1 protein-coding gene and 2 pseudogenes are annotated in these 1931 nt (G+C 68.1%); 1 reads left to right on the plus strand and 2 read right to left on the minus strand.

The window, feature by feature from the left end; all coding sequences use genetic code 11:
* Positions 1-127 (minus strand): annotated as a pseudogene (locus KZA10_RS13640) (hypothetical protein); the annotation flags it as partial.
* A gap of 2 nt (positions 128-129) precedes the next feature.
* On the opposite strand from KZA10_RS13640, the pseudogene KZA10_RS13645 reads away from it, so the two are divergent.
* Positions 130-783: pseudogene (locus tag KZA10_RS13645) on the plus strand (citrate/2-methylcitrate synthase); the annotation flags it as partial.
* A gap of 9 nt (positions 784-792) precedes the next feature.
* Here the strand turns inward: KZA10_RS13645 and KZA10_RS13650 are convergent.
* Entirely contained in the window at positions 793-1377 is a 585-nt protein-coding gene (locus tag KZA10_RS13650; RefSeq protein WP_055866086.1) for an antibiotic biosynthesis monooxygenase, read from the minus strand.
* Positions 1378-1931: the final 554 nt, after the last annotated feature.

The raw sequence follows: 1931 nt of genomic DNA on the forward strand, positions 1-1931 counted from the left end.
TCTCGGTGAGCGTGCCGATCTGGTTGACCTTGACGAGCAGCGAGTTCGCGACGCCGCGCTTGATGCCGTCGGCGAGACGCTGCGGGTTGGTGACGAACAGGTCGTCGCCGACCAGCTGCACCTTGCTTCGACTACTCCGCGAACTTCCTCTGGATGACGTTCGGCGAAGAGGCGGACGACGTTGTGGTGGATGCCTTCAACCGCTCGATGATCCTCTACGCCGAGCACTCCTTCAACGCCTCCACGTTCACCGCGCGCGTGATCACCTCGACCCTGAGCGACATCTACTCGGCGGTCGTCGGCGCGATCGGCGCGCTCAAGGGTCCGCTGCACGGTGGCGCCAACGAGGCCGTGCTGCACATCTTCGACGACATCGGCACGGCCGAGAACGTCGTGCCGTGGCTCGATAAAGCACTCGCCGAGAAGCGCAAGATCATGGGCTTCGGGCACCGCGTCTACAAGAAGGGAGACTCGCGTGTGCCGACCATGAAGGCCGCGCTCGACACTCTCGTGGAGCATTACGACCGCGCCGACGTCGCCGCTCTGTACGACGCTCTCGAGTCGGAGTTCGTGGCGCGCAAGGGCATCTACCCGAACCTCGACTACCCCTCGGGCCCGGCCTACAACCTGATCGGCTTCGACACGCTGACCTTCACGCCGCTGTTCGTGGCGGCGCGGGTGACGGGCTGGACCGCGCACGTGATCGAGCAGGCCGGATCCAACGCGCTGATCCGTCCGCTGTCGCACTACGACGGCCCGGACGAGCGGCACGTCGCGGTCTGAGCGTCGCGGTCAGCGGGTGAGCCAGCTCCGCAGGGACCGGGTCACGAACGGCAGCACCCAGTACGCCATGATCGGCGTGAGCACGAGGGTGGTGGCCAGCACCCGCGCCCAGATCGGCAGCTCGTTCCACCCCGGCACGGGGCTCATCGCGTAGGTGAACGCGAGGTTCACGGGGAAGAAGCCCAGCCAGATCGAGGTCGCCTGCTTCCACCGCGGGGGAGCGGGGGCGACGGTGACCGTCTCGGTCGTGCCGTCGGCGGACGGCAGCGTGATCGTGCCGGTGGTCGGCTCGTCGAACCAGCCCTCGATCCCGGTGCGGCGCTTGGAGCGCTCGCTGCGCACGAAGCCCTGGCCCATCGACAGCCACCAGGCCCGCTCTGCCGACTGCTCCCAGGCGGTGAGCGAGTCCTCGCTCGCGAACCGGTAGAGCATGTGCCACACCTGCGAGTCCTCGCCGGCGCGCACCCAGCCGGAGCCGAGGAAGCCCGGGTACTTCGTCGCGAGGTTCACCCCCGTCTGCACCCAGGCGGTCGCCTCGACGATGCGCTCGGGGTCGACTTCGCGGCGAATGGACACGGTGAGGGGTTCGGACATGGTGGGGTCCTCGGGGAACGGGCGCCCGGGGTCGGGGCGTCGAAGCGGATGCGCCAAGGGTGGCGGCGCACCGTCGATTCTAATTCGGATGCGGCGTGCTCCCGGCCGCTCCCGCCTCCACGAGGAGGACCCCCGCCGACCCGATTCGGCGGGGGTCTCGCGGCGTGGAGCCGCGACGGGAGCGAGAGCGCTCACCGTGTGCGCGGTAGACGTGACACCCGATCCGGTCTGAGTCTCTGTCCGCGCACCTGCAGTTGTACCCGGTCGAGATGACGCGGCGGTGAACACGGCGCGAACAACCTCGATCGACGCAGACGCCGCCGTGCGCGCGGAATGCAAGGATGTCCTAGTAAATGTCCGGCCCTCCGAGTAAACTCCCCAATGTGCCAACGACGGCACGGAGGGATGTCACACAATGACTCGTACTATCCCGCACTTCGTGGGCGGATCGCTTCTCACTCCCGACTCCGGTCGGTTCGCCGACGTGTTCGATCCGAGCACCTCGTCGGCCGAGGCGAGCGGCACGCGCGCCTGCACGGCGCCGGTGCTCGGAT

It is taken from the genome of Microbacterium sp. BF1 (genome assembly GCF_019279095.1).
Classification (GTDB): Bacteria; Actinomycetota; Actinomycetes; order Actinomycetales; family Microbacteriaceae; genus Microbacterium; species Microbacterium maritypicum.